General features: G+C 65.7%; 12 protein-coding genes. 5 read left to right on the top strand and 7 right to left on the bottom strand.

From position 1 onward, the window contains the following. Positions 1-11: 11 nt before the first annotated feature. Positions 12-458, top strand: a complete 447-nt coding sequence (locus SOM19_RS11460) for a single-stranded DNA-binding protein (protein WP_320486734.1) — start codon at positions 12-14, stop codon at positions 456-458. Between the two features lie 64 nt (positions 459-522). On the opposite strand, the gene SOM19_RS11455 is transcribed toward SOM19_RS11460, so the two are convergent. After that, complete coding sequence (locus SOM19_RS11455) at positions 523-2,280, bottom strand: hypothetical protein (RefSeq protein WP_320486733.1); 1,758 nt, start codon at positions 2,278-2,280, stop codon at positions 523-525. A gap of 1,768 nt (positions 2,281-4,048) precedes the next feature. On the opposite strand from SOM19_RS11455, the gene SOM19_RS11450 reads away from it, so the two are divergent. The 3 genes from SOM19_RS11450 to SOM19_RS11440 all read left to right on the top strand — a co-directional run bounded on the left by SOM19_RS11450 (position 4,049) and on the right by SOM19_RS11440 (position 7,643). Next, positions 4,049-6,481, top strand: a complete 2,433-nt coding sequence (locus SOM19_RS11450; protein ID WP_320486732.1) for a DUF262 domain-containing protein — start codon at positions 4,049-4,051, stop codon at positions 6,479-6,481. An 80-nt stretch (positions 6,482-6,561) separates the two neighbouring features. Then, positions 6,562-7,284, top strand: coding sequence for a uracil-DNA glycosylase family protein (locus SOM19_RS17035; protein ID WP_341850258.1), 723 nt, complete (start codon positions 6,562-6,564; stop codon positions 7,282-7,284). Next, positions 7,281-7,643, top strand: a complete 363-nt coding sequence (locus SOM19_RS11440) for a hypothetical protein (RefSeq protein ID WP_320486730.1) — start codon at positions 7,281-7,283, stop codon at positions 7,641-7,643. Before SOM19_RS17035 ends, SOM19_RS11440 begins: the two co-directional genes overlap by 4 nt. A 61-nt stretch (positions 7,644-7,704) precedes the next feature. On the opposite strand, the gene SOM19_RS11435 is transcribed toward SOM19_RS11440, so the two are convergent. The 3 genes from SOM19_RS11435 to SOM19_RS11425 all read right to left on the bottom strand — a co-directional run bounded on the left by SOM19_RS11435 (position 7,705) and on the right by SOM19_RS11425 (position 14,664). Further along, a complete protein-coding gene (locus SOM19_RS11435) occupies positions 7,705-8,385 on the bottom strand; it encodes a hypothetical protein (protein WP_320486729.1) in 681 nt (226 codons plus the stop codon). 299 nt (positions 8,386-8,684) lie between these two features. Beyond that, a complete protein-coding gene (locus tag SOM19_RS11430) occupies positions 8,685-11,624 on the bottom strand; it encodes an AAA family ATPase (RefSeq protein WP_320486728.1) in 2,940 nt (979 codons plus the stop codon). Positions 11,625-11,823: 199 nt separating this feature from the next. Further along, the gene (locus tag SOM19_RS11425) at positions 11,824-14,664 is read right to left on the bottom strand and encodes an A1S_2505 family phage non-structural protein (RefSeq protein ID WP_320486727.1); all 2,841 of its coding nucleotides are present in this window, start codon (positions 14,662-14,664) and stop codon (positions 11,824-11,826) included. Between the two features lie 705 nt (positions 14,665-15,369). Between SOM19_RS11425 and SOM19_RS11420 the strand changes: the two genes are divergently transcribed. Next, on the top strand, positions 15,370-15,876 hold the full coding sequence (locus SOM19_RS11420) for a hypothetical protein (protein WP_320486726.1): 507 nt from the start codon (positions 15,370-15,372) through the stop codon (positions 15,874-15,876). A gap of 41 nt (positions 15,877-15,917) precedes the next feature. Here the strand turns inward: SOM19_RS11420 and SOM19_RS11415 are convergent, their stop codons facing one another. From SOM19_RS11415 to SOM19_RS11405, 3 genes are read right to left on the bottom strand one after another with little or no spacing between them, the layout of a single operon-like run. Then, positions 15,918-19,463 carry a TY-Chap domain-containing protein gene (locus SOM19_RS11415; RefSeq protein ID WP_320486725.1) on the bottom strand — a complete coding sequence of 1,182 codons (3,546 nt, stop codon included), beginning with the start codon at positions 19,461-19,463 and terminating at the stop codon, positions 15,918-15,920. Beyond that, the gene (locus SOM19_RS11410) at positions 19,453-22,788 is read right to left on the bottom strand and encodes a UvrD-helicase domain-containing protein (RefSeq protein WP_320486724.1); all 3,336 of its coding nucleotides are present in this window, start codon (positions 22,786-22,788) and stop codon (positions 19,453-19,455) included. Before SOM19_RS11410 ends, SOM19_RS11415 begins: the two co-directional genes overlap by 11 nt. After that, positions 22,775-25,870: a PD-(D/E)XK nuclease family protein gene (locus SOM19_RS11405; protein WP_320486723.1), complete on the bottom strand. Its 3,096-nt coding sequence runs from the start codon at positions 25,868-25,870 to the stop codon at positions 22,775-22,777. The genes SOM19_RS11410 and SOM19_RS11405 overlap by 14 nt, the downstream gene beginning before the upstream one ends. Positions 25,871-26,079 lie beyond the last annotated feature (209 nt).

Genomic DNA, 26,079 nt, shown 5'->3' with positions numbered 1-26,079 from the left:
AGGAAGAAAGTATGACGACCAGAATCCCGGTCACCATCGAGGGCAACCTCACGGGTGACCCCGAGCACGGCGCCGGTGAGTCGGGCAACGAGTACGCCCGCTTCACTATCGCGGTCAACGACCGCCGCCTGAACGAGACGACGAACCGTTGGGAGGACGCCGGAACGGTGTTCCACCGGGTCGTCGTGTTCAACCAGCAGGCGCGTCACGTCGCCAGCTCGCTCCGCAAGGGCGACTCGGTGATCGTCGCCGGCGACCTCCGCTTCGGCACCTACACCGACAAGGAGACCGGCAACACTCGCGAGACCCGCGACGTCGTCGCCGACAACGTCGGCGCGTCGCTCAAGTTCGCGAGCATCGCCGTCGAGCGCACCCCAAAAGCCACGAGCCCCGGAGCTGACGCCTCGGGGCCGGTGGCGACGCCGGTCTCGTACACCGGCGCCGGGGTTGCTCGCTGAGCTGAACCAACTCGAGCGGGACGAGAGTCAGCGTACTCTCGTCCCGCTCTCTGCGTCTCACTGGCTAGCGTCGACGTCGCAGCGACGATCTCGCGGCTCGGCGGACTCCCCATGTCGCATCCTGACCGAGCCGCTCGAGTGTCTCGGGCGGAGTATCGATTCGCCGGGCGACGATAGTCCGAACTCGCGTATCTGAGTCATGGGATAGTTGTTCGATCGCGTTCGGTCCCGAGGTCGGGTTGCCTGCAACTGCCAGCCGCACTGCCAAGTCGGGATCGACCGCGAGGACATCGAGGACTGGAGTCCCTCTGTCCTTCCTGCTGGCCAGCCTGCGTCGCACCTCGAGCTCGGGTGTGAGCCAGGACCGTGCGAGCGCTCGCACGGTTGCGTTGGCATCGGCGACGAGGCTCGTCCATGCCGTGGTCGGTGTCCTGCGGTTGGTCGCCACGAGTTGACGCACTTGTGCATTCGCGTCGGATGCCATGCGCGCAAGTGTTGTCGTCGGAGTATGTCTATTCATCGCAACGATTGAGCGCACCAGATCGTTCGGGTCAGCCGCGAGACGGATCAAGACCTTCTCCTCGGTGCGGGGGTGGGCTGCCACATACTGTCGAACTTCGGCGCTGACGTGACCCGCGAGCCTGTCGAGGGTGTGTGGAGCGGTCCGCGCCTGTTGCGCGACAAGGATTGCCACCTTGTAATCGGCATCCGGGCCGAAGGGCAACCGGTGGAGCATCTCTGATGTCGTGTTCGGGTGTTCAGCGAGCAGCTGCAGCTCATATGAGGACGCCGCGTGCTCGACCGTCTCGAGGACGCTCGGAGGGGTGATCGGGTTGTGGAGAAGCGAGGCGATGGCGGCTTGATTGTGGGAGAGCGCCGCGACCAGCTCTGGATCGCGCGTGCTCCAAGCGACGCTCCGGAGAACGTCCCCGGTATCTTCCGCCCGCACGATTGCTCGGCGAAGTGTCTCGTCTCCATGGTGCGCAACGGAGCTTCGAACCCTGGGCAACGGATCGCTGGAGAGCACCTCCAGGATGAACTCGGCTTCCAATGTGAAGTATGGTCCCGCGTGGGTCGCCATCGAGTTCCGGGAATCGGAGTCCATGGCACGCAGGAAGGTGGCAGCAGCTTCGGCCGGCGACGACGGTCGCGGCAGATCGATCGAGTCCTTGTTCTCCTCAGCAAAGGATCTGAGAGTCGCGTGGCGGCTTGCTTCAAAGCTCCAATATTGATTGACGCTCTGGACTTCTTCGTCTTCGCAAAGTGCCTCTGCTACGGATTCCGGAGTTGCTGGGTTGCAGCCTGCCGCCTTGCGGACTTGAGGATCAGAGTCCGCGGTCAGCTTTATAAGGATGTCGACCGGGGTTCGCGGCGATTGCGCGACCCAGATCCGCAATCCGGGGTGCGAGATCAACAATTCCACGGCGTTCCGCGGCAGATTTGGATTCTTCGTAAGTGATCCGCCGATTCCATACTGCAGATCTTTCTCCGCATTACCCGCCAGTTCGAATAGCGTTGAAGTTGGTGTCGCAGGGTTCTCCGCGACTCGACAGCGCACATGGATGTCGCTCTCCCTCGCAAGCTTCGCTAGGACGAAGTCGGGCGCAGCGATGTTGCTGGCTATACCGGACTTCGCAGCAGCACCATCCGGCTTCGAGAGAATGAGCGACTCCGGCACGGAAGGGTTCGACCAAACCGCCTCTCGCTCACTCTCCCCGATTCTGCGCGTCGAGGTGGCAAACTGCTTGAGCGTCTCGCGATCAAGGCTCGGGTTACGAAGGGCGATCTCGGCCGTCTCGGAGCCCCATTCGCCGTAAGCCAAGTCGCGCAGTACCTCAGGCGGAGTGGAGCGGTTCCGCGCTACAGCGTGGAGCACGTGGTGCTTCTGACGTTGTCGACCAGCCACAAGATCTCTGAGGACATCCGCTGGGACCCAGTCCTGCTCCAGGATTCGTGCAGTCGGGAGCGTAGTTGAGGCATGTGCAAGTTCGGACAGAAGCTCGTCCGTCGTTGCGGCGTGGGTGTTCAGGAGTTCGTGCACGGCAAGGCTCCAGCGAGCCCAGTCCCCATATTCGTCCTGGGCCTTCGCGCGATCGCGGATCTCCTTGCGTCGGCGTTTCGACTCGCTCTTTGCTGCTTCTGCGACGGCGCCATCATGGTCCCGCCTGAGCCTCGTGAGGATTGAGTCAGGAACGTCGCGGCTTGTCGCGAGCGCGCGTCGAACGATGCTCGATCTGTCCCTCGCCAGGGACTCCAGGACGGGACGATTGCGGCCGTCTGCGCGCTCTGCAAACCGCGTCCGGAAGTTCTCGTCCGCCCACAACGGCGACGATCGCACAATGTGATCGGGAATGAGGTAGGGGCTGTGGCGGAAGACCTCACCGGAAGCGAGCCGAGGGTCGGACGCGAGTCGCGAGTAGGCGCGACCTCGATCCTCCGGTGAACGCCGGGCGCCGGCAGCATCGAAGCAGACGTCAGCCTCTTCGTCCCACTCTAGGAGGGCGAGGACGGGCGCGGGCAGGCTCCTTGATGAGCGATCGTCGCGAAGTACTGCAGCCCGGTTGCGCGAGTCTCGATCTGCGACTCGGACAATGGGATTCAAGTTGAGGGAGTCAACCGAGTTCTCGGGGCTCAATGGACTGTCGTTCCTTTCGCGACCATGGCTCGGCGGACTCGTCCACCGTCCGTCGCGGCGTCGAGCGATCACGGACCACGGTGGCTGACCGATGCCCACACTATCGGCGTTCGATTCCCACGCGATGTGAGTTGGCCGGCCGATTCTCCCTAAGGGTGACTGAGCCGAGATCCACTCCCGCGCGGCTCTATGCGCTCCTGACCTGCCGGTCAGCGTCCAAGGCCGTTGCCTGAGTTCGGGGCATCCACGGCGCTCACGTCACGGGCCCGGCGGGTGCGGTCGATTCGCGCGCGCGCTCTACGACACCTGTACGGCGAGAGCTCCCCACACTGACGCGTGATCAACTCGCAGCCGGCGAGCAGACGCTCCTTGACCTCTTCGGGCGTATCGAGTCGCCGTCCGCGACTCCCCACAGTGAGCCCCGGCTGCACAAACGGCGATTCGCTGGTCGATGTCGAGCAGCGTCCGAGCGGCCTGAGAGAACCAGTCGTGCGGTGTCTCGAGCGGGGAGCCGACGGAGTAGCGGGATCGCGGGCGGCTCGACCGAACTCGGCGCGCGCCGCGCGCGTCGAGTCGTCGATGCTCACTGCCTGCGACCCGCGCATCACGTGAGCCCCGAAGCTGACGCCTCGGGGCGGTGGCGACGCCGGTCTCGTACACCGGCGCCGGGGTTTGCTCGCTGAGCTGAACCAACTCGAGCGGGGCCAGCGTCAGCGCACCCTGGTCCCGCCCTCCATGCTTCCGGGGAGCCGGTTCGAAGGAGTTGCAGTAACTGGAATCGACGTAAAGATTGATCATCAGCTGTCTTTGCGTCCTGCTCGCAGAATAATCAGCCGGCAACAGCGACGCGCTGCGGACGCTTCAAGGAGTGAAGTTGCGGCGCATTTCCACACTCCCCAGAAGCGGGCCGGCTCGATACATTTCACTAGGAGATGGCCCATGAGAGAAGATGCCCGTGTCGGACCTTGATGGCGTTCCTCCCCGGGTCTCCGTTGAGTTTCTTGTCCAGCAGTGGAATCAAGGGCTACCTGCGGCGGAGCAGTGGCATCTTGGCCTTGTCCAGCGAGACGAGGTTTGGAAGCCCACTCAGCGGGAACAGCTTCTCGACTCGCTGCTGAAGGCGTACCCGATCGGCTCGATACTCCTCGGACGGGACAGAGGAGTCGCGGAGACGTCGATCGTTTTCGAGCGGCTCGCCGACGGCACGCGAGCAGAGAAGGAGGTGAGTTCCGAGACCTGGCAGATTCTTGATGGCCAGCAACGCATGAGCACACTTGCATCGATCTTCTCGAAGGGTGCGAGCGGCCACATGGAGCTGGACATGGTGGATCCGCAGGCAAAGCCGCTCTGGGTGTCCCACGATGATGAGCGGCCTCCGCGGGTCGAGACAAGGTCGCAACGCGTCGACCTGGCTGGCTGGGTGGACTTCTGCGCTCGGCATGACCTTTCCGAACTGAGCACGGTGTCCGGCGATGTAGCGCAAGATCTCCTTGCAGAACTGGATGCCGAGTTTATGGAGCGCCTGACTGGCGGACGTGCCGAGGTCGCGCTTCGCCGACTCGCCGAACTGGCGAGCCTCTGGACGGAGGAGAGAGTCCCGGTGCTTGCCGCGCCGGTGCGTGACCCTGAGCAGCTGCTCGAGGTCTTTCAGAGGGTGAATGGTGGCGGCACCATCGTTAGCCAAGCTGACGTCTACTTCGCTGCGGTGAAGACATTCTGGCCTCACGCGGAGTCCAGCCTTCAGCGAATCGTTGCCCGACTTGATGGTCTCCTCGACAAGTTCTCGGTGCTCGAGCTCATTTCGCGGCTTGCGCGGGTTGCTCTGGGAGCGCGCGATCCAGTCAACGTCAACGTCGAGAACCTGGCCCGGGCACAGGGGCTGGTGCTTCGTCGGGCGCTCACCGAACTGTGTGTCGAGGACGCCATGGTGGTACACCGATTGGAAACCGCCGCTCGCTGGCTGGTCAACAATTCGCGCCTCGGCTGGGGGCTCCGAACCATCCACAAGCGCACGCTCTCCGCGGTGTTGGGGTGGGCCGCTTCTCTTCCAGAGACGGTCGACTGCCGAGCGATGATGGACGCGAACGGCGCAGCGATCGACGCCTTCCTGGCCGGTGTGACACTCCACGGCTATCGGGCGGCCTTCCGTGCCCGTGACCGCTTCGACCGTGTCGCCTTCAGCGAGGGCGTGGCAGCTGGGGTGGACGGACAGCCATTCCCGTCCACGCGCATCCGCGACGTCCTCTGCTTTGATGCTGAGGAGGATCAACTAGCCCGACTACCTTCGATGGACACCCTCGAAAGCCGCCTCCGTGCGGCGAGAATGAACGAGAGCCTGATCCTGTCCGTCGTGCAGCGTTGGGGTTTCCATGCCGGCGAACTGCACATAGACCACATCTACTCCTCGGCTGCTTCAGGCTATGACATGCGCATCATCGGGCCATATGGCCGCATGGTCAGGCATCCGTTGCGCGCAAGCACGATCAACTCGCTAGGGAACTACTGGCTTCTCCCGGGTTCGACGAACGAGTCGCTCGGCATGAGGCGCCCGGACGTGAAGTTTGCGAGTCTCAACACATGGCTTGCGGAAGAGGGATGGCCCGTGCCGGTACGGGCCCAGTGGTCAATAACCGAGGGCGAGAGTGGCGAAGAAGCATCGTTCCTCGCCACTCAAAGGGATCTCGTCGGAAGCAATGACGCAGTCGACGCCGCCATGCGTCGCTTCCAGGTTCTCGTGACCTCACGTGCGGACAGGCTCATCAACGGATGCCTGGCAGACGTTCCGGGAAGTATTGACTTCGCTCGCGGCCGGAATCAGCTTCGAGACACCAATAGACGCGAGATCGACGATGCCCTCGCCACAAACCTCGGCACCACCGCCCTTCACGCTGAGTTCGCCAGCCTCGGCGGATCGCGGAGCAGGACGCTCACGCCGATGCTATGGCACAGCCCCTGGGCGGGACGCGAAGATGAGATGGCGCGCGTCTGGGAGGCCGCGTGTGGACGGCGTGCTAAAGGCAGCCGGGTGGCACGCCGAGCAAATGACCGAGATGCGCTTGCCCGTGGCTTCAAGTACTACCGGCCCGTGAAGATCGCTCCCGCTGCAGACATGTGGGCCTGGTTCGGCGCGCGCTCGTCGGTCGAAGCCAACGACCCTTCGCCACTCGCGGTCATGTTCAACCGTGAACACGAAGCGATCGATCTAGTTCGTCGAACCCTGCGCGCATCATCGCTTGCCGACCTCGTACCTGCGGACTCCGCCGAGGACATTCTCATTCCAATTGAAGTTGACGACAGCCTCCCCGAGCACAAGGTCGTTGACGCAGTAGAGAACGTGTTCGATCAGATCGACATGATCTTCCAGATCTATGGGAGAGCACCGGCGTAGGCGGAACTCCCGGGCCGACCGCTGAGATGGCTCGCGACCGGCGAATACTGTGGATTCGGGGGAGCCGATAGGCTCACGCAATGAGCTTCGGGGAGCTGCCAGAGAGTTGGCGGACTGCGTTAGGGGCGCGCTCATTCGGTGACGCCCAGGTTGACCTGCTCTACGACGGCCTGGACCGAGTGCTCTCACCACCGCCTCAAGGAGGGGTCTCGTCGTTCGCTGCCCCTGACCGAGGACTCGTCTTCCGAGCCCTTCACCTGACATCGCCCGACGAGGTCCGCGTGGTGATTCTCGGGCAGGATCCATACCCGCAGGCTCACCCTGATCCCAACCCACCGCGGCGCGGAGTCGCCGACGGACTGGCATTCTCTTCCGCCGGTCTGTGGCCCCAACCGTCCCTGGCTCCGTTGCTCTGGAACCTGCGACGAAGCGGCTTGCAGACAGTAGCTCCATGCGGGGCCGACCTTGAGATGTGGGCGAGGCGTGGCGTGCTCCTGCTGAACGCATCGCTCGTCTACGCCGATGTGCCCATCGATCTATCCCTTCAGAACTCACTTCGCGAATTTTCCCGTGCGGTGCTTGCACATTGCGCGGCACTTGCAGCGCGGCCCGCCTTTCTTGTCCTTGGCGGCGTTGCCTGGAAGGTAGCCAAGCCAGTTCTCGGCACCCTGCCTCCGGAACAGGTCGTCCGCACCCGGCATCCGAGTCGACCGCCGTGGCCCGGTCCGCACGATCCGGCTGAGCCGTTCGTTGCGGTCAACACGTTCCTTGGAGCGCGTCAGATGGATTGGAGTGTCAGTTGAGCACCGACTCGGCGCGAGCGGCCTCGAAGCAGTGGTGGCGACGCCCGTGGGTGTGGATTGTCGCCGCGATTGGTGTGGCGATCGTGATCTCGAACGCGCTCACATTCCCCGGCGGTAGATACGACTGCATCTGGCAGGGAGAACGACCCGAGGGTGTCGTTGGTGAAGGCGAGCTAGTTGTGATCGTCGGGCAATGGCCGGGCACCTATCCGCTGGATGCTCGCGTCTATACGTCAACACAGGGGATGATCCACATTGACTCGGGGTGGACCCACGCCCATTCAACCTATGCGCGCGAGTTCGAGGCCATGTTCCCTTCGCAGGGTGGCCGCTATCAGGCCCACTGCGAGCTCCCGTAGCCCGCGCAGGCGACGAGCGGGTGCACTGTTGTGCACTCGTTCCTCTAATGAGACGCCAGCATCATCGTTCGCTCGGGCACTCTCCTATGAACCCCAGGTAGCAGACAGCTTCGTGAGACCGCTCTGGGACGTCAACGACCCGCTCGTTCTTCGTGTTCTCGCGAATCGAGAGGCGCCCCGATTCCACCAGTCCGCTGACTTCGCTGTACTCCTCGCGGGAAGCGTCGTTCTTCATCTCCTGGATCAGGTCGTAGTACTGTTCGCAAAGCTCTCGTGAGGACTCGTCGTGGGCGCGCCCGGCGCAAGCGAAGTCCCACTCATCGGTGTACTCGTCGATGCAATCCCAGTAGTTCTGCCCCACGTAACAGACATCCTTGTTGTCGTGGGTGACGTGCCAAGTCCCGTCTGACACCTGGACCGTTCGCGAGACTTCCCCCCGGTCGATTTTCGTCCAGGTTTGCGCGGTCGCGATTGCGAACACGAGAATACCAACGACGATCGCAACCGCGGAGAGCGCGATGGTCACCGGGATCCACCACCGAACGGTCCGGCGCCGCTCGTTGGTCAAAGTCGCGGCGCCCGCTGGTGCAGGTAGGCGCGTCTCACTTGACGCGCCCACCTCCGCTGCAAAGCGCCATGCGTTGACATCGGAGTCTTCCAGTCCGTTCTCTGCCAGCCACTGCGCGTACGCGACCGCCGCCGTTGCCTCCCGCAGCAACGCGGGGCGTTCCGAATCCGTCACAACCCGCAGATTATCGCCAAAGTGGCCGGCCACAAGCACTCCGTCGTGTCCGTGGCTACCGTGGCCGTAACGCCGGAAGCACCGTCATATGCGGATCGAAGCCGCGCCGGCACTCCGACAGCCAGGGGCTCCCGTGCAACGCGGCTTGAGAAGCCCCGTTGCGGCGTCGAGCAGTTAACGTTGTGGCGCGTTGCTCTGCAGCCAATCAACTGCGAACTGGGCGCGGTCATGCGGTGCTGCGTGTGTGCGAATGCCGTCGAGTCAGTGTCGACCTCGAGATAGAACGAGCCCGTCGCGCGTCAGGAGCCGATCGATGGGCCCCGTGCCGATGCCGCGGTGTCGCCGTGGATGACCTCCGCCTCAGCTTGGCGTGCCCGAGCCGTGGTCCGGTCGGCATCGCCGCGGTGCCGGGTACGTCCAGCGCTCTCGGCAAGGCTCCGCGACGCCGCGGTCATTCGGTCAACGAGCCGACGTCGAAGCTCGACGAGTTCACCTCCGACGCCAGAGTTGACCCCACGCCCATGCGCCCGCGCATCCTCCCCAGCAATACGCACCTCGAGCGACCCGAGAGCGGTCTGACTCTCCTCGAGCCACTCTTCGAGCTCACGCCCGGAGCCCGGCCCGCGATCCGACTCGACATCCCGCCCGACATCACCCGGCACCCGCGCGGCCCTGCCCAACTCGCTGCGGGCCGCGCGCACCGAATCCTCGATCGTCACCTCGGTCACCCCGCGCATCATGCTGTCCGCGATCTGCTCGCGCGCGGCATCCGCTGTCCACGCGATCGCGATCGCCTCGTTGTGGACCCCTCCGCGCGTCATGCCGACGTAGAGCCCAGAGGCATCCACGCCGGCGCCGACGATCGAGGCATCCGTCGTCTCGCCCTGGATCCCGTGCACCGTCGCCGCGTAGGCGAGGTGCATGTGGTCGGCGGCGTAGTCGAGGGAGACCCTGCGCACATCACCACTGTCGCCGAGTGCCACCAACTCGAGGTGGTCATGATCGATGCGCCGGATCGTCCACATCGCGCGGTTCTCGACATCCGCCGCCCGATCGTTGAGCCGCGTCTGCACAACGTCGCCTTCCAGCAGTCGCTGCTCACCTTGACCCACCGCGAGGCGGTCGGGTCGTAGCTGTCCGAGCTCGACCCGTCGCTCCTGGATCGCCTCGTTGATCGCGTCGGCCTCCTCGTTCGTGCTGGTGACGAGCGCGATCCGCTTGCGGGAGGCCGCCCAGCGGAAGTACGCCTCGACCATCACGTCGCGGGCGTGCGCAGCATCCGTCACTCGATGGATCTGGTCGCGCCGGTCGAGCTCCGCCGCGACCGCGAGGGCCTGATCCTTGGATGCCGGCTCCCGCATGCGCAGCGTAAGCGCGGCGTAGCTCGGATCGCGGAAGCGATGCACCGCCGTCAGCTCGACGACCGCAGTGGCCCGGCGAGTCATGCACGCCATCGCACCGGCGTGGCCGACCGGCATCGCCTGCAGATGATCGCCGACCATGGCGATGCCGGCGCCCGACTCGGCCGCGATCGTCGCGAGGGCGTTCGCGGTGTGGAGGTCGACCATGCCGGCCTCGTCGACGACGACCCGATCGCCAGAGTGAAGGACGAACCGACGCGGACCGGCGTAGACCTGCCCGGTGCGCGGATCGATCTCACCCTGCCCGAGCCTCGTCCACGCCTCGGCGCCGGCTTCGTCGCGACCCCACCGCCACCCGTGGTCGGCGAGTAGCGCGTGCAGGCTCGAAGCCGCTGCGCCGATCTCGCGGCCCGCGACCGATGCGGCCTTCTTCGTCGGCGCGACCACGACGAGCTGCCGGTGCTGAAGCTCGAGCGCGACGCGGGCAACACGGAGCATCGTCGTCTTTCCCGCACCCGCCGGACCGGTCACAGAGACGAGCCGATCTGTTCCGGCGATGGCTGCGGCGGCTGCGGCCTGGCCGTCGTCGAGGGTGAGATCGGCATCCAGGATCCGGTCCGCGAGTCTGAGGATCGTCGACCGCCGCAGCGAGTCGCCCGCTCGGGTGATCGAGTCGAAGCGCGCCGCAAGCTCGACTTTCAGCCGCGCGGTAGACGAGGCCATGAACGCCTTGATGTGCTGGGGTCGCTCGCCCTCACCCTGGAGCAGGTCGACCGTGTGCGCGAGGCTTCGTGCGACGACGTCGTCAATCAGTTCCTGCAGGTCGTCGCGGTGGGCAACGACACCGGATGCCGCGACAGCGCGCGTTGCGCCGGCCCGCAGGTCGTAGCTGCTGAACCGTCCGCCGCACGCGGTCGAGCGGGTGTCGGCATCCACGATCGCGCGCGCCGCGAGCAGCTCGCGATCGAGGTTTGCGATCGCAACCGCACGGTGCCGCACGGCCTGCCGCGCGCTCAGGATGCGCCCATCGATGGCGCGTAGCTCATCCTGGATCAGCTGCTTCCACTCCGACTCGTCCACGACACCGGGCTTGTTCGGGCGGTCTTTCGCCCAGGCGAGCCGGTCGATGTGCTGCAGGACGTCGTGGTCGGGATGCTGCCCCGGATGCTTCGACCGCCAGTCGAGCAGCAGCTTGGCGCGGTTCGCCTCGATCTGATTCGAGCGCCGCGAGAGCGGGCGCACGGCATGCGCGAGCTGCATGATCTCGCCGTCATCGCCGAGCGTGTATCCGTTGCGGGCGAGCGTTGCGATCCACTCCGGGTCGGTGCGCGCCGCGAGTTCGCCCTCGGCGTTGATGAGCGTGTGCAGCTTCATCGCGACGCGCGAGTCGACGTTCGACCACTTGCCGTCCTGCCCGAGCACCTTGACGTTCAGCCACAAGTGACGGTGGATGTGCGGGTCGAGCGCACGCGAACGACGGTGTTGCAGTTCGACGACTTCGATCCGGTGCAGTGACTCCCGGATGCTGCCGCCAGCCCCCCGGCGAGCGTTGAGCTCGCGCTGCCACGTCGTGATGATGCGCGCGCGAAGGCGGTCTTGCAGTGCTTCGTACTCGTCTGCGAGGTCGTCGTTGACTAGAGAAGCGATGCTGTACGACTTCGGCGCGTTGATCGTCCCGTCGAGGATGAGGTCGGCGTTCGGTGATCTGAGCTCGCGGCCGCGCGGGTCATCGGTGAAAGGATCGTGGCCACCGACCCAGCGTCGGAGTTCTTCGGCGTGGAGTGGGTCAGTGGTGATGTCGCCGTCTTGGACAGTGAAGCGGGTGACGTGAGCGGCGTCGCTTCCGCCGTACGCGGTGAGGGCTTCGACGCCGGTCATAGTACGCAGGTGTGAGTCACAGCTCCCCTTGAAGGCGTAGGCCATCGCCTGCCGAACCCCTTGGGATTCGACACCCCGCTTCCAGCGCTCAAGGCCACCGCGCATAGTTTGAGAGTACGCCGTTTGGGTCTAACTAGCGAGTGCTTACACAGAAAGTGCCTGCGTGCATTGCATGGTGTTCGACTTGTTGTAGGTGGTCTTAGCTCACTTGGGCCTCTGCGATGATCCGGGCCACGGCTTCCTGGAGGAATGGCGCAGGCGCGTAGTACGGCAGCGTCGTGGAGAGTGCCAACCAGGCCTCGTCGAGGGGCACGCCGAGATGCCTTGCCGCATACAGCGCGGCGACAGCAGAAGTCCGAGAACGCGCCTCGGCGCAGTGGACGAAGACTTCCTTGCCGTCGGCGCGGAGTTCGGCGATCACGTCGGCGGCGTCCGCGAGGGTAATGTCGAGACTGAGGTTCTGGTCCGGCTTGTCGATGAGCCAGATACGGATCGACTCGATCTCCGCGGGGACCTCCTTCGTTCCCAACCGGCCGAGTGACACGACGGCACTGACAGTGTTCGGCAGCATCGGCAGAGCGCTCTGCGAGCCGAGCCAGACGCCCTCATCGTATGGGTGACGGACGGGCGCCGTATGGCGGAAGTGCGGGTTCAGCACAGAGTCGCCCGCTGGCCAACCGTGACCGTCCGACTCACCGCGGCGAACGGCCAGGATCGCCAGACGGGCCAGGTCGTTCGTGTTGTAGCCCGGCCAGCCATGCACCTTGCGCTGCCAGGACAGCGGGATGCCGGAGACACCCCACTTCGCTCCGGCGAGGGCACCCGCAATCGCCGCGACGGTGTCTGTGTCGCCGCCGCCTTGGATCGCCCGGTGGATGGCCTCGCGGAAGTTGGATGCGCCGCGGACGGCAACGTGGGCAGCCTGGAACGCCTTCACCACCCAGCCGTTCTCGGCGCTGTAGTCGCGCGGGTGGCCGTGGAGGCCCTGGTCGATCAGCGCTGCGCCGTCGAGGCCGCGATCAGGGTTGATGATGAAGTTGCGCTGCTCCCACGGGTCAAAGTCGCCGGTGCGGATCGCCTGCCGGATGAAGAGGCACCACAGCGCGCATGCTTCGACGTTGCTCGCCTCCCAGTGGGTGAGCTGCGCCACGCGGGCTGCTGCTTCGACGAGCCGCTTCTCCCGCCCGTCTTCCAGGTAGGCCAGGGCGACCGGCGCGGTGCGCATCAGCGAGCCGTTGCCGGCGCTGCGGCCGGTGCTGTCATGGTTCGCCTTCGCCGCCGCGCGAGCCGCCGCCTCGGTGTGGACGCTGCCGAGCCGGTGGAGCACCTGTCGAGTCTGCGTCCCGACATCCTTGGCGGTCTTCGCCCATTCGTCCCACTCGCCGATGATCCAGCCGAGAACCGCCTCGTCGCGGAGCGAGTCACCCCGAGCGACCGCTTCAAGGATCGGGAGCGCCATCGAGGTGTCGTCGGTCCACTCGCCGATGCCGTGCCCGAAGGCGCCAACGCCGAACTCGGGCACGAAGTTGTCAGGGTGGGTCGGGCCGAACTCGTACTGCGAGCCGAGCGCATCCCCGATCGCCATGCCGACCATTGCACCGACCGACCGGTCGAGCCACTGGGCCGGGATCGTCGTCGGCGACTGCTTGCCGTGTGTCTTGCGCCCGACCGCGAGGCCGAGGGTGCGGGCTGGCTGCGCGAAAGCTGCGGCCGCCGGCGCAGCGGCGTGAGCTGGCGCAGCGGCGGGAGCCGGCGTCGCCACGAGCGCAGCCGCAGGCGCCGGGGTCGGCACAGGCACAGCCGCAGCCGCAGCCACCACCGGCAGCGCCTCCCAGAACTCACGTGGCAGTGCGACGTTCGCCCCGGCCCCGGCGAAGTACTTGGCGACCTGGGCGTGCGTGTACCCGGCGATGCCGGTGCCGATCGCGGTGACGAGGAAGACGCACCCGGGATGGCCTGCGGCGTAGCCCAGGAAGCGCTCGATGGCGGCTTCCATCGTCGCCTCGCCGCTCATCGTGTCGATCGCGTAGCTCTGCCCGGTCGGACCGTCCGCGACACCCCACTCGGCTCCGAAGTGGTCAAGCGCGGCCCGCGCAGAGCCACTGCCGTGCTTGCCCCTGCCGTTTGCACCGAACACGAAGACCTCGTACTCGTCGATGGCGGTGATTCGGTCGGCGCTGACAAGGCGTCCTTGGTGGTCGAGGTGCGCGTTCGTGGTCGTCCTAGGTGAAAGCACGTCTCTCTCGGCCCCCTTGCCCCGCTGATCGACATCGTCCGCAACACCGCTGTAGACGCGCGGATGCCCGTACTCGAAGTGAGAACCGCTCGCGTACTCCCCGGCTTGAGGCCATCGCGCGCCGAGCAGCTCGAAGGCGTGCTCGTACTTCTCGCGAAGCTTCGTGCGGGTGTCCCCGGGCAGCTTCGCGACCCGTTGAGGGTTGGTGTTGTGCAAGAGATCCGAGAGCTTCACCGCGCGAGCTGCGGCGTGCTGTGCGATCGCCTCGTAGTACTCGTCTCCCTGACCATCCAGCCGCGTTAGCAAGAGCACGACCTCGATCACCTCGGGGTGCACGCCGGCGAGCGCGAGCTCCTCAGCGGTGATCCCCGTGTCTTCGACGACATCGTGCAGCCACCCCGCGCAGCATTCCAGCGTCTCGGTCAGCGGGTCGAACCGCGATGCAACGGCGGCCGGATGATGGATGTAGTCGACGCCGAGCTTGTCGACCTGCCCGCGGTGGGCGATCACCGCAACGGCCTGGGCACGCGCGGCTTGGTCGATGCGAGCGGCCTGGGGGAGATCTGCCACGGACGGAGCGTTGCTCCAGTCGGATGGAAGCCTGCCCCAGTCGATCACCTCGACGCCATTGCTCGGTTCGGTCTCCAGCAGGTCCATCGGCTCTTCGCTGAGTTGGTCGTCCATTTGCTTGCCTCGTCGATCAAGGTGATGGGGCGGCCAAGTCCTGCGCCGCTCGGGTGTGCGAAAGCAGTCAATTGCTGACCCGTTCGCAAAGTAGATCAGGCTACAAGAGACCACCGACATTGGGGGATCGGCCGCCCTTCGGCAATCTTTGACCATCGGGACGCCGGTGCATACTTCGGCCCCGTCTGTTGCGAGGGGAACGATCGGGGAACGGGCCAGGGCCGAATGTCCGCAGCCACCCGCATACTCGTCGTCGTGCAACTCGCCGCATTGACCTCAGACCCCGTAGCCTCGACCCTCGGCTCGGAGATCGACGTCTGGCTCTCCGAGCTGACCGCGCCCGAGGCAGGGGAGTCGATCTACTGGGCATCCAGTCATCGCTCCGCCCCCGAGGACTGGGTTGCCGCACGGGGTGTCGAACACCTGGCCGTTCTCATTTCGATGTGCACCAGACGTGACAACAACGTGTGCCAGGTCTACGGTGCGCGTGACAAGTCCACGCGATCCACGAATGTCATCGGGCTCCAACCAAATCGAGGTCCACAAGGCGGTTTCGCAATACTGCTTCACGGAAGTGGGCGCGAGTGCCTCGGTGATGTCCGTCGGACCGGCCATCGGTTCGACAACTACGACGCCTTCAGCGCGGTCGCTGCTGCCGAGATGAGTTGGGCATGGGTTACATGCGGAGGAATCCCCCGCGGCGTCAACCTCCGCCCTCGCCGAGACTGAGTCCGCGGCGTCGGTCCTGCTCCCAGTCGGCACGCTTCCCCTAGCTCGGCGGCGGTCTGTCGGCATCGACAACTATCGTGATGAGAAGGAGGACACATGACCGATTCGAGCGATGCACCGCGGCGCCTGATCTACGGTCCCGCCGATTTCCGGGGGTACGACGGCGTCGTCATCGACGCCGACACTGGTGCGCGCTGGGCCGCCGCCACTGCGGCCCGAACGTGGGGCGAGTTCGTCAGCACAATGTGCGGGGAGGATTGGGAAGGCTTCGCTGCGAGAAACGAACTCGAACATGAGGGAATGGATGCTGCGGACCCCTTCAACTTCGAGGAATGGGTGAGCGAGACATGGGACGCCGCTCCTGAAAGCGTCGCCTACGACCTCGCCGCCCGTCGCATCGCAGAACTGAAGGCAGAACATCCCTCTGGACTCAGCGGGGTCGAGCAAGGGGGTGGGTCACCTGGCGGCAACATCGACGTCATCTCCGGTCCCTTGGACCAACTGGAGCTTCTTGCTTCGCTAATCGCGGCACACGATGGGTTCACGCTGGAGCGCGACGACGCCGCGGTCGAGGCGGGGATGCTGCGAAGCATCTGGCGTTAGGGCGGACCAGGGCCCAACACGCGGCATTCACAACGCGAAAGTCACTCCCGAGCCAGGCGCCGGGCGACATAGGCGTCGAGCTTCGGACTGTGGGGTCCAAACTCGATGTCGTCGTCGGGTGTCAAAGAGACTGCATCCAGGAGCGTTTTGGTCAGAATCTCTGCGATGCGCTCTAGTGGCACGTCGCTCGAGAAGGCCTGGTGATGATTGGGCAGGCCATCCTTTGGGTCTGGATCGCTCCACCCCAGGAAGCGCAGGGCCTCCAGCTGTCTTTCGTCGAGAGGTCGCGACAGGTATGCGTTGCTCGACAATTCGCAGGCGAAGCCACCTGCGTACTCGCGCAGGCCTTGGACATAGGGCGAGAATTCCGCCCCTGCTCGGTAGGTCTGCGCGGTCCAGACGTCGATCTCGCGGAGCAGGTACGTGAAGATGGCCCGGAGCGAATTCGCCGTCGCTGAACCTGATGCACCGCTCGCGTCCGATGGGTCGACGGCATCCGATTCCTGCGTTGGTTCGTCCAACGCGCGCAGACTAGCGACTGTCAGGGAGAGCTCGCCGCTCCGCCCGAGGAGGTTCGCGAGTTGGTGTTCGCCGCGTGTCGAGAAGGCCTGCGCGAGCTCGGCGATCGAGGACGCATCGGAGTCGATCCGATCCGCCAACGACTCGATAGCGTCTCCACTCGTAGGGCCGCCGGTCAGCGCGGCGACCTGGCCGAGCGGGTCGAACGCAAACGCGAGGGCTGTGACCTCGAGCGTTCTGTCTGCGTGAAAGATGAGAAACGCAATGTCGCCGGCAGCAAGCCCCAATTGCTGGACCTCTGTTCGGATGCTGCCGATTGCAATCTGCGGGCCTCTCCACGACAGGGTCACCGTGCCACCTCCGCGCACGGGAACGTCGCGCTTTTCGGCTTGAAGCAGATCGAGCTCTTCGCCGAGTGCGTTCGGCAGGGGTGTGCCGCTGCCACGCAGGTGCTCGCCGGTGATTGTCAACCGGTAGGCGACCGCCGTGCCGTGCCGGAAGAGACCGCGTGTCTGGGCGAGACCCTTTCGTCGCCCAGGATGCCGCATCTCTCGACGGGTGCGTCGGCGCACGATGCCGGCCTGCGTGATGAACGGATGAGCTGCGGCGTACGTTGCGATGCTGTTCGCTGACACATCTACTTGGGCTGTGATCTTCTCGACGAGCGTCGACAGAGCCGCACCCTCGGGCGAAGCATCCACAATCTGCCCGATGGACTTCTTGATTGACTGGTATCCCTTCAGCCCCCATTCCCTGAGCGCCCAGCTCTGGCGGCCCACGCGGGTGAACCGCTCGTCGTCCGCGAGCGCATTCTTCACGGCGCTCACAGCTCGTGGAACCCCGAGGCGCTCGTGAATTTCCTCCGCCGTCAAGGGCGCTTCCTCGGCCGCCAAAACTACGGCCGCGCGGTCGGCGATGCCGGCTGCGCCGACGAGTGCGTATCCGAGGAGCCGCTTCGTGCCGCAGTAGTCAAGCCACTCGTCCGTCAGAACAGTGGAGGACTCATCGATCGTGGCGACTTCCACGTAGGCGCGCCCGGTCGCGTGCCTCACGAGGAGTGCCTTGGTGCGGGCGACGGCGTCGGCGACACGAGGCCGGGCCGCCCAGTCGTCCCGAATCTCGTAGGAGTCGTCGAGCCGATCGAGCACACGCCACACGGGAGCGTCCATGCTGTCGATGGCCGCGGCGAGTGACGGAAACTGCTGTAGGAGGACCCTGAGGGGCAGCACGTCCACGATCGCCGCCCGGATCACGCCAGCAAGCCCTGCGAGCTCGCCCTCGGCGACCATGGCGGCAACCCGCGTCTTGGCCTTCGCTTCGCGTTGCCGAACGTATTCGCGAGTTATGCCGAGTTCGGCGCCGAGGACGTCGAGGGTCTCGGGCTTCTCAGCGAAGACCCGCCGTTGAAGGATGAGGAGATCGCGCTGGTCGAACTCCGCCAAGAGGCGCTCGAGAAGGTCGCTTGCCGACCCATTGCCCTCCGGTGCGGAAAGGACCTCGCCCGCCGAAAGTTGGCCCAACCGCTCTCTCGCGGCGACGACGGCCGGAGGCTCGGCAACCCCATCCGGAACGACGAAGACCGAGGCACTCTCGGCACCGAGCAGCCGATGCCAACGCGCAAGAGCCTCGATATCGGCCAGCGATTCCGCACGCCAAAGGTCAAGACCAAGACTCGATGATTCGGCCTCCACGACACGGGTGGCATCTCGGTCGGAGGACTCGGTGGGCTTGATCGAGACGAGAAGAAGACTCCTCAGGGTCTCGAGCACCGACCCCACGCCGACGCCACCCCAGCCGAGAACATCACCGACGGTGTACGGCGCGAGACCTGCGAACGTTGTCACGCCGTCGCGGACAAGTCGATTGTGCACACGTACCGAGAGCCGAAGCGCCTCGAGCGTGACATCTGGCCCGATGTGAGGGAATAGCTGTCCGAAGGTTTCCGACTGGCGACGCTCGATGATCGCCCGCGCATTCGCCTCGGTCTCCTGAGTCGCGACGGGGGCTGTGCCATTCGCCGGCAGTGCGGCGGAGGGAAGAGCCGCTAGGTTCTCTTCCGCGGAGGGATCTTCGCGTTGATTCAAGATGTCCAGGTCGTCAGCAGACACGCGTCCCACGAATCGTCTCCACAACCAGGTGAGAGCGTCATAGTCAGCAGGACCGAATTCGTCGCTGGACAGGATCGATCGCCCCAGAATCGCCGCGAGGTGCCACCACGCGGTCTTTTGGACAAGATCCCCCTGCTGAATCCACGCCGGCCGCGCGGGCAGCAACTGCGCGTGTCTGTTCATGAGGTCTTTGGTTGACATTCCAGTCGTGTTTTCGAGCGAGCGAAGGATGCCGTTGGCCAGCGCCATCTTCGAATGCATCTCGCCGAACCACGCCCTATGCAGGGTCCGATTCCGCTCCGATCGGTCCTCTGCGCTGTATGACATCCATGGCCACTGGCCGCTGCGAGTCGCCGCCGTGAGCGGGTGATCCGAGCCGATCTGCCGCACGCTGCTCTCGTCTACTTCGACGAAGAGCCGCACCACGGCTCGCACATCCGGGACGAGAAGCACCGCGAGTTCGATCGCCGCATCCACCGCGTTCGTCCACGGCACGCGATCACTCTCGAGATCGAGCTCACCGTAGACAGCCCGACTCACGGAGATGTCCTTGTTGACTGCCCTCCATCCCAGCGACTCCATCAAGCCACGAACGTCGGCGCCGTCCGCCTGCTGCGAGCGTGGGGTCCAGACGGCACGCGCCTGCTGGCCGAGGCTGATGCTCGCGACGCCGACATCTTCGACGTCCACGCCGATCATCAGACCGAACAGCGTGGGATCCTCGGCTGCACGGTGAAGCTCACGAGCGAGACCCGCCCACCCGGCCGAGACGTCGAGAAACGGCCTCCGGGCGATGAGAGAACTCACCGTAGTGCCGTCGCCGATGACACTCAAGGAGTCTTCCGCGCCCGTCCAAGCGACGAGGGACCGCGCCTCGTCCGCGCCTCGGGCCATCACCGGGAGAAAGCGCGCGCCCGCCGCTTCGTCGTGCAGCCAGAACGTGTGGAAGTCATGCGTCATGCAAATCCCCTGCCCCCAGATCTCCGCGGGGCACGTCGACGACCTGTCCTGCCGCCCCGGTCTCATTCAGAAAGACGAGACAAGCCCGCGCTCGCTCACTCGTTGCCGCCTCCAAAGCACGCACGTACGCCTGCAATTGCGGAGCGTAGTGCTTGGCACGAGCGGCGAGGGCAGCGGCATCCCGAACCGTGTCCGTCTTGTAGTCCACGATCACCAGTTCACCCGCGGAGCTGCGGAAGACGAGGTCGATGAAGCCCTCGAGCACCAGGCTGTCCTCGATTGTGCCGACGTACATCTCGCACCAATGCTCGCGGTCAAAGGCTGTTCGCACGACCTCTGCCGCGAGTGCGGACCGCGCGAAACCGGCAACCGTCGAGAGAAGATCCGGGATGCCTTCCGCTAGCGCCTGCGCGCGGGCTGCAGCGTCGACTCGCGAATCATCACCCTCGACCACCTGGAGGGTCCCGTGCACGGCACGGCCGATGACATTGCCGTAACGGCCCTTGAGCGACGACGGCAGGTCAGCACCTCGCACGCCCTTCGCAGCGCCGGCGATCTGCTCGGATAGCGCAGTATCTCCCGCCGCGTCATCCACCGCCCACTGGACCTCCGGCTCCGTTCCCTCCAGTCCGGATGCCGTGCGCGCAGAAGGAGCCTTCGACCGAGTGCGTGCGGCCGTGACGTCCTCGATCCACTCTTCGTAGTCGCGACCTGACCCGGGATCGCTCCGCAGTTCGAGTGGTGACGCCTGATCTTCAGCGCCGGACTCGTACCGCTCGGCCCCGGCAACATCGACCGCGCCCGCGTCGACGAGGATCTTCGCCGCAGTCTCTGGGCCGCGTTCAGCGCGGTGCAGCGACACCACGAGATGATCGCGGGCACGGGTCGCAGCGACGTACAGGAGGCGCCGGCGCTCGGCGTCATCCATCTGCTCGTCGATGGGTGAGGCATCGGCGAAGTCGTTGGTCTCGATCGATCCGCCGAGCTTGACCGCGTACCCGCGATCGCGCCAAAGCAGGCGAACACCCGTCTCATTGCGCGGCTGGCTCGTCATGCCGGAGAGCACAACCATGCCGAACTCGAGTCCCTTCGCGGCGTGCACGGTCATGACACGCACGACGTCGACGTCGGTCTCGGGCAGCAGCGCTTCAGCGACCCGCGCGGCGTCTTGTGCCTGATGTGACGCCCAGGCGATGTACGCCCGCAGCCCGCCGTGCTGAACGTCCGACCACGCGCGCGCCTGGTCGATGACGAACCGAACGCGTCCCCATTGATCGCGCGCCCTGGACGAGGGCTCCACTGTTGCCGCAACCTCGAGAACTCGACGGTCGACCGCGAGCTCGGTGAGCAGCTCGGCGGGGCTCAGCCAGCGGCTGCGACGATAGAGCCCGTTGAGGTACGCCATGGCTCGCCCGACAGGCGAGTCGGCGAGTTCGTCGCGCACCGGCGAGGTGACCGAGAACCGCCCGCCCCCGCTCCGATAGCGGAAGAGATCGTCATCGCCACACCCGAAGAGGGTTGTGCGCAGCGCCTGCACAGTCGCAAGCTGGTCGCTCGGGTCGGCGATCGCTCGCACCGCCGCCATGAGCGCGCGGATCTCATCCGCTTGGTAGACAAGGGAGCTTGATTCTGTGCGGTAGGGAATGCCGGCGTGGTCGAGGGACGCCTCGAGGAATCGGAGCGAAGTGCGGGCGGGCAGCAGGATGGCAATGTCGCCAGCGCGTACCGGACGCCATTGCTCAGCGCCTTGATCGAAGACGGTCCAGCCCTCTGCGATCGCGGTGCGGACGACGGACGCCACGTCCGCAGCCTCAGCCTCACGCAGGGCATCCGCGAGTGTGCCCCTCTCGTGTGGGTCGGCGCCGAGCACCGTCACGGCTGGTCCCGCGTATGAAGGATGGATCGTGCGGTGCGCGTCGAGCCCTTCGTACTTCGGCTGCCTGCCGGGATTCTCGACGATGATCCGGGCAAAGACGTCATTGATCCAGTCGAGAACCGACGGCACCGTGCGGAAGTTCGTCGTCAGCGACACGCGTCTCCCGAAGTGCGCGCCCGCGTCGAGGTAGGTCTCGATGCTCGCCCGGCGGAAGCGGTAGATCGATTGCTTGGGGTCACCGACGACGAACAGAGATCCGGCAGGCACGGAGACGTCCCGCCAGTCTTCGGCTTCGGCATCCGCTCCGCCGGCGATGCGGACTGCGAGCTCGATCTGGATCGGGTCGGTGTCTTGGAACTCGTCGAGCAGGATGCGCCGGTAGGTCCGCTGCAGGGCGACGCGGGCATCACCGTTGCGACGCAGCAGGTCGCGAGAGGCGACGAGCAGGTCGTGGAACTCCAACGCACCCGATGCGACGCGCTCCTTCGCCGTCGCGAGCACTTTGACTGCGAGCGCGCGCGTGAGCGGCCGCAGCAGAGCCTCGGAAAGGTCCTTGCCGAGCTGATCGGCGGCAGTGCAGAAGTCGACGACTTGGCTTCGCACGTCATCGATCCGGCCATCCCAGTTACCGGCCGCGCCGATTTGGCCGCGACCGACCCGCAGCGGATCTTTCGAGCGGTTGGCTGCCGCAGCAAGAGCGAACCGTTCGGCGGGTGACGTCGCCGCACGCAATCGGCCTGCGATGACGGCGATCGTGTCTACGGATGCCGAGAGTCTGTCGCCATGGCTCGTGCAAATGCTCCGCAATTCGGCGACCGCTACCGCATGGCGGAGGAAGGCCTCCGTATCCGGAGCCACGAAGTTCGAGTCACCCCCTGAGAGCACGTGGCTATCGATGAGGTCCCAGTCGCTTCCGAGGGCCCGGGCGAGCGAGCGCAGGTGATCGGGCTTGATGCCATTTGCAAGTGCGAGCAGCAGCGGTTCGGCGAGTGCGTCGTCATCCAGGAGTTCTCGCCACATGACCGACCAACGACGGTCGAATGCTATCGATGATCCGACCTCGTCAAGCACTTCGACGAGCGGTGGCATGCCCGCCTGGATCGGAAATGCAGTGAGGATCCGCTGCGCGAACGAGTGCAGCGTGCCGATCGCGGCGCCGTCGAGGTCGTCGAGCGCCGCCTGCGCCCTTGCGCGCGAGCTCCGATCACCGGCGAGCCGATGCTGCTTTTCGAACTCCGCGCGCAGGCGGTCCCGAAGCTCGGCACCGGCCTTCTCCGTGAAGGTGACCACGGCGGTGTGGGCGAGCGGTACACCGTCATCGAGCACCGACGTCGCGACGCGGTCGACCAGGGCGCTCGTCTTTCCCGACCCTGCACCCGCATCGACGAAGAGGCTTGCATCGACAGCCTCGCGGATTTCGCGGCGCGCGGTCTCGTCAGTCAACGTCATCGCTGGCCACCTCATGAATCGTCGGATCGATGAGCGCGAAGAGATCGGCGAGTGCCGCATCCGTCTGCTTCCTCGCTGATGCGGATCGCACGTGACCGTAGCCGACGCCGTCAGGGTTGCAGTAGCTGCACCGCGGCTTCACCTGCGACCAGTCATCTTTCGGTGGACGCGCAATGAACTGGCCCTCACGGATGCCACGCACGAGTGTCGATAGTGCTGTGCGATAGACCTTCTCGAGGTTCTCGTCGAGCACGACAGGCACCACGTCGCCGCGGCTTCGTCGCCCCACGAACCAGTAGCGTGCCTCGACCCGCTCCTTGCCATAGGCCGCACGAGCCGCGTAGGCGTAGAGCGGCAGCTGCAGTTTCGTCCCGCCGACGACCGGGTCGGTCGAGATCTTCTTGAAACTGTCGGAGCGTCCCGTCTTGAAGTCAGTGACGACGAGCGTTCCACTTCGGGTCTCGTCCACTCGGTCGGCGCTCCCGCGCATGGTGAGGACGCCGTCATCGATTTGGACGCGAACGGGCGGCGCTCCTCGCAGCCCGAATGCGAGCTCGCTGGCGACGACCCGAGCGTCACGCGCAGCCCGCGCGCGGTCGTCTTCGTCGAGGATCCACTCCAGGTCGGCGAGCAGGGCTTCGCGCTCGCGCTCCCACAGTCGCGGATGACCGGTGAGTCCGCGTCGCTCATAGCTCGCCATGATGTCCGCTGCGATCTCGCGCATGCGCTCGCGCTGCACCTGCGACCACGGTTCGCCGTAGTCAGGCAGGCCGTCGGCGAACTCCCGAGCGAGACCATCCATCGTTTCGTGCACGATGTTGCCGATGTCGCGCTGCTGAATCGTGATGATCTCTTCCGGATTCTCGAGCGCGTTGACGCTCAGGAGCCGCTCGACGAAGAATGTGTGCGGACAGCCGGCGTATCGTTCGAGCGCGGTCGGCGAGATCGGGATGCTGCCTTGGGCGTAGTCGGGCAGGCCTTCGACTTCGGTGAGATTGCCGTCGAAGCGAGTGAAGTCATCGGAGAGGCGGGCGGCCGTCAGGATCTCTGCGGCGTCGATCGCAAGGTCGTCGAGATGACCGCCGCCTGCCTGGTGGCGGAGACGCCACTCCTGCTCTGTGCTCGGGAACTCCGCGAAGCCGATGCCACGCCAGTGCGAGTCGACCGTGACGATCTCTGGCGCGGATGCCTCGAACCAGCGTGTCGCTTCGAGATCCGGCATCCGTGCCACGACTCGAAGGGTCGGCATGAGCCACCGACTCGGCAGACGCTCGGAACCGCGGCGAAGGTCACCGCGGGGAAAGCTCGCGGTGACGCGAGGGGCGCCGTCGAGGGCGGCGAGCAGGGCACGGTGCTTCGCACGGAGCTTGTCACGGGACGTCTGGAGCGGCACGGCTTCGCGGACCGTGTCGGGCAGCAGCGGATCGGGCACCTGTCTGCCGGGATAGAGGTCTTCAGAGAGCCCGAGGAGGAACAGATCGGTCACGTCGAGCGATGCCGCGGCCGAGATCGGTCCGACGAACACGCCATCTCCGAACCGGCCGACGCGCGGGCGACGCTGGTCGAGATCCACGTCAAGGATCTCAATGAGCTGGTCATGACTGGGCTCGATAGCGAGCTCGTCGAGTTCGGAGAGTCCCCGGAGGGTCGTTTCGATCGCTGTCGCGGCGCGCTGTTCGGGATCGGGGAGCCGATTCATCGAGTGCGCCGCGCCGAAATAGACCCGGAAAGCATCCAGCCCCCACTGGCTGAGGCTTGCCCAGCTTTTGCATGCCCGACCAGCGCGGAGAATGGCAGTCAGATCTCCCACGAAGGCGCGCAGTGCTGCGACTGCGTGGAGCGCTCCCTCCTGGTAGGTGAGCGATCCAGGGCTCACCGCCGGGTCTTCGCGGTCCTGATCGAGGCGGGCCTGCAGGCGCACGCGATGCTCGTCGAGCCGTGTCGTCCAGTCGCCGCCCGTGATGCCGGCGTCGCGGGAGAGCCGCTCCCACTGGGTGCGGGGAACCGTGCTGCCGTCCGCAGCCAGGATCGGCGCACGCCCGAGCCAGTCGAACACCGCAACTCGCTGCAGGTCATCGGGGTCGAGAGCGAGCATGGTGAGGAACGCGTCGGCGATGGCGCGGTCGCGAAGCGGCCGCAGGCCCGGCCCGCTTGCGGTGATTCCCGCCTGTGCGAGGTGGTCGTGGAGCAGCTGTGCGTACGGGACGTCTTTCGGATACAGGGCCGCGATTCGGTGCGCCGCGGTGCCGGCGGCAAGGAGCGCGACGATCTCGCGGACCGCGGCACGGACTTCGTCATCCGCATCGGACGCATGGATGACGCGGGATGCCGTCGCCGGCGCACCCGCGTCCGCTGCTGTCGACGTCTCATATGCGGGAGCATCGAACTGCGCCCGCAGATCGCGGTCGAGCTCCTCATTCCCGGTCGTCCCGACGATGACCTGGACGCCGACGGCCCCATCCAGCGAGAGCAAGAACGCGGTCTCCAGCTGGTCGAGCTCATCCGGTAGGTACAGAATCACCGCCCCAAGTGCTGCCGCGACCTCGGGGTCCTGATCGACCATCGCCGTGGCATCCCGCAGCACGGCGGCTTCGTCTCGTCTTCCCGCGAGTACTCCCCCAGCCACCGTCCCGTGCAGACGAACGAGATCCGCTGCCAACGGGCCGCCCGCCGCCACCGTCGCAAGCTGGGTCGAATCCAGCCCACGCAGCTCTCCGTGCGCCCGCGCGAGTGCACGCACCGTCGCGGGGTGTGTCGCGACCAGCTCGAACACCCCGGGTGCTGCATGCAGTTCGGCACGCCAGACAGCCGTGAGCCGAGCCGAGGTGACCGGCGGAAGCGTCGAGCCAACAAGCGACAGTAGGTGGTCGGCGACGCGGCGCAGGGTGGTCACGTTGACTGCCGCAACCCCGCGGCGTTCGCCGACGCCGTGAGCGAGCGCGCGGCGAGCCGTGATCGCTGCGATGTTGTCGCGGACGACGACAGTGACCGGCGCCAGCGAGTCGTCGCTCTTCAGTCGCCCGACAATATCTCTGAGCGTGTCGAGCGCCGCCGCGCCGTGTGCGGATGCCAGCGTGCGCATCGTGCCTCCCCATTTGCAAAGTCTTGAAGACTACATGACGCCTGCGACATTCATGAGAATCCGACCAAGGCTAATACCTGGACCATGCGGGGCTCGGGCAATTGCCGGAGTCAATGTCGGTGACCCGATGTAGTCTGATCGACTTTCCCGAACTGGGGAGGTGGGTTGGGCGCGAGCCCGTCCTTTCGGCACCGTCGATGCACCCTGAC

The organism is Microbacterium sp. CFBP9034 (assembly GCF_034045255.1).
Lineage (GTDB): Bacteria > Actinomycetota > Actinomycetes > Actinomycetales > Microbacteriaceae > Microbacterium.
This window is presented reverse-complemented; position numbering and strand designations above follow the sequence as displayed.